Consider the following 5,754-nt stretch of genomic DNA (forward strand, 5'->3'; position numbering starts at 1 on the left):
CCGACGACATGTGCGACGCAGGCGGCAAACTCCGGGCGGCCTCGGAATACCTGGAACCGGAGAAGTACCCGGCACGTACCCATGAGTACATGCAGGCGGAGGCGTCGGCGGTCGCGCTCTACTACTACCAAGTGCTGTTCATCCCTGGTCTATTGCAGACCGAGGAATACGCCCGTGCCCTCCTCAATGCCCACTGTCCACCCCTTGACGACGAAACGCTCGAAGACCGGCTGGCGGCGCGCATGCAGCGGCAGGACCTTCTGACGAGCAAGCCACGAACACTCTTCAGCTTCGTCATCCACGAGGCCGCGCTGCGCACCATGGCGGGGGGTCCGGCCGTCATGGCCACGCAGCTTCGCCACATGGTCGATGTGAGCGACCTGCGCAACGTGACAGTGCAAGTCCTCACCGCCGACCACGGCGCACACCCTGGCCTCAACGGCCCACTCGTCGTGGTGGAGACGGAAGAACACCAGCACTACACCTACGTAGAAGGCCAGGAGACCGGCGTGCTGTACTCAGACCCGGACAAGGTCAGCGCACTGACGCAACGTCAAAGCATGATCCGTGCATCAGCGCTCACCCCCGAAGACTCGGCGCGATTCATCAGAAAGGTGGCAGACGAACTATGAACAGCGAACTCAACTGGTTCAAGTCGAGCTACAGCGACACCGAGGGCGGCGAGTGCCTGGAAGTCGCCGTCACCTGGCACAAGTCGAGCTACAGCGATACGGAAGGCGGCGACTGCGTGGAGGTCGCCACCTGCCCCTCCACCATCCACATCCGCGACTCGAAGAACGCGGCGGACGGCCCCATACTCAGCGTCCCCCCGGCCCAGTGGACGGCCTTCCTCCGCCACGCCTCTGACGCCACTCCTCCTCGCTGAAAACTCCGGGCAGCCGGCAAGCCCCCGCGCTACAGTCCATGGCTGTCCTGTACGGACAGGGCCGAGGCACAGTCACGCGGTGGGGAGATTCCAGAGTGCCGCCAAAACCGCCAGGTACCCGTCTCGACGCGGACGACGGCACGCTGTGGGAGAACCAGGCGCGCGTCAGGCGCCGGGTGAACCCTCAGCTTGTTTTTCATCTTCCTGCCCGCGGATCGTCCTCAGTACCTCGTCACGGAGGGCGCGCATGGCTGGCTCGGTCGGGGCTTCTACGTTGAGTCGCAGCAGCGGCTCCGTGTTCGAGGGGCGGACGTTGAACCACCAGTCGGTTCCGCTGACGGTCAGGCCGTCGAGGTCGTCGAGCGTCACGTCCGGGCGGGTGCTCCACGCCGCCCGCACCGCCGCGGTGCGCGCGCTCGGGTCGTCGACGGCGGAGTTGATCTCGCCGGAGGCGGCGTAGCGCTCGAATCTGCTGGTCAGGTCGGACAGCGGCGCGGTCTGTGTGCCCAGGGCGGCGAGGACGTGGAGGGCCGCGAGCATGCCGGTGTCGGCGTTCCAGAAGTCGCGGAAGTAGTAGTGGGCGGAGTGCTCGCCGCCGAAGACGGCGCCGGCTCGGGCCATTTCCCGCTTGATGAAGGAGTGGCCGACGCGGGTACGGACCGGTGTGCCGCCCGCCTCGCGGATCACCTCCGGCACCGTGCGGGAGGTGATGAGGTTGTGGATGACGGTGGCCCCGGGATGCCGCGCAAGTTCGCGTGAGGCGACCAGCGCAGTGACGGCTGAGGGTGAGACTGGGTCGCCCTGCTCGTCGACGACGAAGCAGCGGTCCGCGTCGCCGTCGAAGGCGAGGCCGATGTCGGCGCCCTCGGCGCGCACGCTTGCCCGCAGGTCGACGATGTTGGCGGGGTCCAGCGGATTGGCCTCGTGGTTCGGGAACGTACCGTCCAGCTCGAAGTACATCGGGACGACGTCCAGCGGCAGACCGGAGAGGACCGTCGGCACGGTGTGCCCGCCCATGCCGTTGCCCGCGTCGACCACGACCTTGAGCGGGCGGATCGCCGACAGGTCCACGAGGGAGTGCAGGTACGTCGCGTAGCCGGCGAGCGTGTCCCTGGTGGTGACGGCGCCGGTTCGGTCCGCCGTCGCCGGGGCGCCGTTGTCCGTCCACTCTTCGACCAACGTGCGGATCTCGGCGAGGCCCGTGTCCTGGCCGACCGGTTCGGCGCCGGCGCGGCACAGCTTGATGCCGTTGTACTGGGCCGGGTTGTGCGAGGCCGTGAACATCGCGCCGGGGAGGCCGAAGGAGCCGGAGGCGTAGTACAGCTGGTCCGTCGAGCAGAGGCCGATCTCGGTGACGTCGGCGCCCTGCGCGGTCGCGCCGCGGGCGAGGGCGCGCGCCAGGCCGGGGGACGAGGGGCGCATGTCATGGCCCGTCACGATCGCGTCCGCGCCGGTGACCTGGACGAACGCGGCGCCGAAGAGCTCGGCCGTCGTATCGTCCCACTGGTCGGGGACCACGCCGCGCACGTCGTACGCCTTGACGAGTCCGGACAGGTCGGTGCGGTGCGTCGCGTCAGTCGCGCGTGTCATCGGTGTCGCTTTCGGCGAGATGGGCGGGGGCGGTCGGGTCGAGGAGCCACAGCGCGGTGTCGGGCGGCAACGTGTCGCCGTCGAGCGGTCCGCTGCCGAGCGCCGACCGGCCGGGAAGACCGAGTGAGGCGAGGCGCAGGGGTTCGGCGCCCAGGTTGACGACGCAGACCAGCGCGCCGCGGCGGAAGGCGAGGTAGGGGGCGTCGGGTGAGGAAAGCCAGGTCGGCGGGGTCGCCGGGTCCGGTGCCGGATGGGTGCGGCGGATCCGTAGCGCCGCCCGGTACAGGGCTAGCGTCGAGTCGGGGTCCTGCTGCTGGGCGGCGACAGTCAGGCCGGACCAGTCGTCCGGCTGGGGCAGCCAGGTGCGGTCTGGCGTCACGGTGCTGAATCCGTACGGTGCGTGCTCACCGCTCCACGGCAGCGGCACACGTGCGCCGTCACGGCCGCGCTCGGTGTGGCCCGAGCGTTCCCACAGCGGGTCGAGGATGCGGTCGATGGGCACGTCGGCCTGCGGCAGTCCCAGCTCCTCGCCCTGAAAGAGGTACGCGCAGCCGGGCAGCGCCAGCATCAGCAGCGCGGCCGCACGGGCGCGCGCCAGGGAGCCGTACCGGGTGACCGGGCGGACCGCGTCGTGGCTGGAGAGCAGCCAGGTGACCGCGCTGCCCGGCACTTCGAAGGAGCCGTCGACGACCCGGCGCAGCTTCGCCGCCTCCCAAGGTGCTTCCAGGAAGGCGAAGTTGAAGGCCTGGTGCATCTCGTCGGGCCGGATGTAGCGGCTGAGGCGGGCCGGGTCGAAGACGGCGGCCTCGGCGACCATCACCCGGTCCTGGGGTGACACCGCGCCGGCGGGTGCGGGATGGGTGTTGAGCAGGGCCCGCCATTCGCGGTAGAGCGGGTGCAGCTCGTCCTGGTCGTAGTACGGCATAAGGTGGTTGCGCAGCGGGTCGGTGTGCTGGGCGGGGCCCGCGTCGGGCAGCCCTTCCGCCTTGAACAGGGCGTGGGCGACGTCCACGCGGAAGCCGTCCACGCCACGGTCGAGCCAGTACCGCAGTACCTCGGTGAAGGCGCCCTGCACCTTGGGATTGCGCCAGTTGAGGTCGGGCTGCTCGGCGGCGTGGAGGTGGCAGTACCACTCGCCGTCCGCTACCCGGGTCCATGCGGGGCCGCCGAACGCCGACTGCCAGTCGTTGGGAGGCAGTTCGCCGTCTGAGCCCCGGCCGGGCCGGAACAGGTACATCTCCCGCTCCGTCGAACCGGGCCCTGCGGCCAGCGCCTCCTGGAACCAGGGGTGCTGGTCGGAGGTGTGGTTCGGGACCAGGTCGATGATGAATTTGAGGCCCAACTCATGTGCGCGGAAGGCCAGTTGGGTGGCGTCGTCGTCTGTTCCCAGGTCGGCGGCCACGCCGGTGTAGTCGGCGATGTCGTAGCCGCCGTCGGCCAGTGGCGACGGGTAGAACGGGGTGCACCACACGGCGTCCGCGCCCAGATCCTTGATGTGCTGAAGGCGGTCGGTCAGGCCCGGTAGGTCGCCGATCCCGTCGCCGTCCGAGTCGGCGAAGGTGCGCGGGTAGACCTCGTAGCAGACCGTGTCCTGCAACCAGCTCATGCGGGGGCTCCCTCGGAGAAGTCCAGGTCGGGGGAGGGGACACGCTGTTCGGTGCCGGTGGAGGCGGCGAGGGTGGCCGCCTCGGCTACGGCGACCGCGGCGAATCCGCTGACGGCGTCCGTGACCGGCGGTGTGCTCTCACGGACGGCCCGGACCAGATCGGCCATCGCGGCGCGCACGCTCTGCGCGTACACGTACGGTTTACGGGCCTCGCCGCCCAGGTCCAGGACGGCGGTGACGTGGTGCGGGACCGTGTGCTGCTCGCCGCGCCCGCGGGCCGGGGAGGCGTAGCCGGCGTCCCGCTCGACGCGGACGGTGATCCGCTCCTCGCCATGCGGCCGGAAGCCGTCGACGGACAGCAACTCGCTCAGTTCCTCGGGTAGTTGCTCCCAACGGTGGGCGCCCGCCTCGTCGGTCCACGCCGCGATCTCCGCCCGCACGGGGATCCAGCCGCTGATCCGCGTCTCGGCGAACCCATGGTCCAGACGCATGAGTTGACGCTCGGCGCGGTGGGCGTGCGTGAAGGAGTGGAAGTGGGAGGCGAGGACGCCGCCGGGGTGGACGACGTCGGCGCTGACCATGTCGACGGGGCCTCCGGGCCGGGCCACGGCGGTCGCCCGCACGGTGAGCGGGTCCGAGCCCAGGAGTGCGCGGGCGGCGTCGAAGAAGTGGACGCCGTGCTCGACGAAGATGCCGCCGCTGTGAGCCGGGTCCCAGAACCAGTGGCCGGGGTCCAGGTCCTCGTCGGAGGCGTCGTTCTCGAACAGGAACCGGTGCGGGGGCGCGAGCAGCCCCCGCTCGGTGAGGTGCCGCACGGCCCGCAGCAGCGGGTTGTAACGCAGCACGTGGTCCACGACCAGGACGCGCCCGGCGAGCCGCGCCTCGTGGGCAACCGCCGAGGCGTCCTCGGTCGTGGTGGCGAGAGGTTTCTCGCAGAAGACATGGCGCCCCGCACGCAGCGCGGTGATGGCCATCGCGGCGTGGGTGGCGGGCGGCGTGGCGATCAGAACGGCCGCCACGTCGTCCCGTTCGAGGAGCTCGTCGAGGGAAGCGAGCGCCGGGACGCCGTGCCGCGCGCCGAGCCGCTCGGCGCGTTCGCACGAGGGGTCGGCGACGGCCGCGAGGCGCAGGCCGGGCAGGCCCGCGACGGCGTCCAGGACGAAATCGGCGAAACCGCCGCAGCCGACCAGGCCGACTCCGAGGGGTGCGCGGGCGCCGCCGGTCATGCCGTGCGCTCCAGGAGGGCGACGCCGATGTGCGCGTCGGCCATGCCGTAGAAGACGTAGAGCAGGCCGTCGATCTCCTCGATCGCCGTCGGGAAGACGACGTTCGGGACGGTGCCCGAGATCTCCTCCTCGGTCTCCGGGGCCATGAGCGGCTTGTCGGAGCGCGCGAGCACCTTCGACGGGTCGGCCGGGTCGAGGATCATCGCGCCGGCGGCGTACGACACCTTCTGGTTCTGCGCGAAGGGGTCCTCGATGGATCCGGAGACGCCGTGGTGGATGAGCAGCCAGCCCTCGGGCACGCGGATGGGGGCTGGGCCGCCGCCGATCTTCAGGGACTCCCACGGGAACTCGGACAGGGCCAGCAGACGGTGGTCGCGCGGGCGGGTCAGGGCGCGGATGTCGGCCTCGACCTCGGCGACCGGCACGTAGGAGATCCAGATGCCGGG

General features: G+C 70.6%; 5 protein-coding genes and 1 pseudogene. 2 read left to right on the forward strand and 4 right to left on the reverse strand.

The window, feature by feature from the left end; translation table 11 throughout:
* The coding region (locus tag ACRDP3_RS12805; protein WP_431517029.1) for a DUF5753 domain-containing protein at positions 1-632 on the forward strand (632 nt) is incomplete at its 5' end.
* The gene (locus ACRDP3_RS12810) at positions 629-886 is read left to right on the forward strand and encodes a DUF397 domain-containing protein (protein WP_431517030.1); all 258 of its coding nucleotides are present in this window, start codon (positions 629-631) and stop codon (positions 884-886) included. The genes ACRDP3_RS12805 and ACRDP3_RS12810, both read left to right, overlap by 4 nt.
* Before the next feature lie 165 nt (positions 887-1,051).
* Here ACRDP3_RS12810 and ACRDP3_RS12815 read toward each other — a convergent pair whose 3' ends face one another.
* From ACRDP3_RS12815 to ACRDP3_RS12830, 4 genes and pseudogenes are all read right to left on the reverse strand, one after another.
* Positions 1,052-2,476, reverse strand: a complete 1,425-nt coding sequence (locus tag ACRDP3_RS12815; protein ID WP_431517031.1) for a phosphomannomutase/phosphoglucomutase — start codon at positions 2,474-2,476, stop codon at positions 1,052-1,054.
* Entirely contained in the window at positions 2,460-4,082 is a 1,623-nt protein-coding gene (locus ACRDP3_RS12820) for a glycoside hydrolase family 13 protein (RefSeq protein WP_431517032.1), read from the reverse strand. The genes ACRDP3_RS12815 and ACRDP3_RS12820 overlap by 17 nt, the downstream gene beginning before the upstream one ends.
* Entirely contained in the window at positions 4,079-5,308 is a 1,230-nt protein-coding gene (locus tag ACRDP3_RS12825; protein WP_431517033.1) for a Gfo/Idh/MocA family protein, read from the reverse strand. The genes ACRDP3_RS12820 and ACRDP3_RS12825 overlap by 4 nt, the downstream gene beginning before the upstream one ends.
* Positions 5,305-5,754: pseudogene (locus ACRDP3_RS12830) on the reverse strand (glycosidase); the annotation flags it as partial. The pseudogene ACRDP3_RS12830 and the gene ACRDP3_RS12825, both read right to left, overlap by 4 nt.

Origin of the sequence: Streptomyces sp. (assembly GCF_050698815.1) — a bacterium.
Classification (GTDB): Bacteria; Actinomycetota; Actinomycetes; order Streptomycetales; family Streptomycetaceae; genus Streptomyces.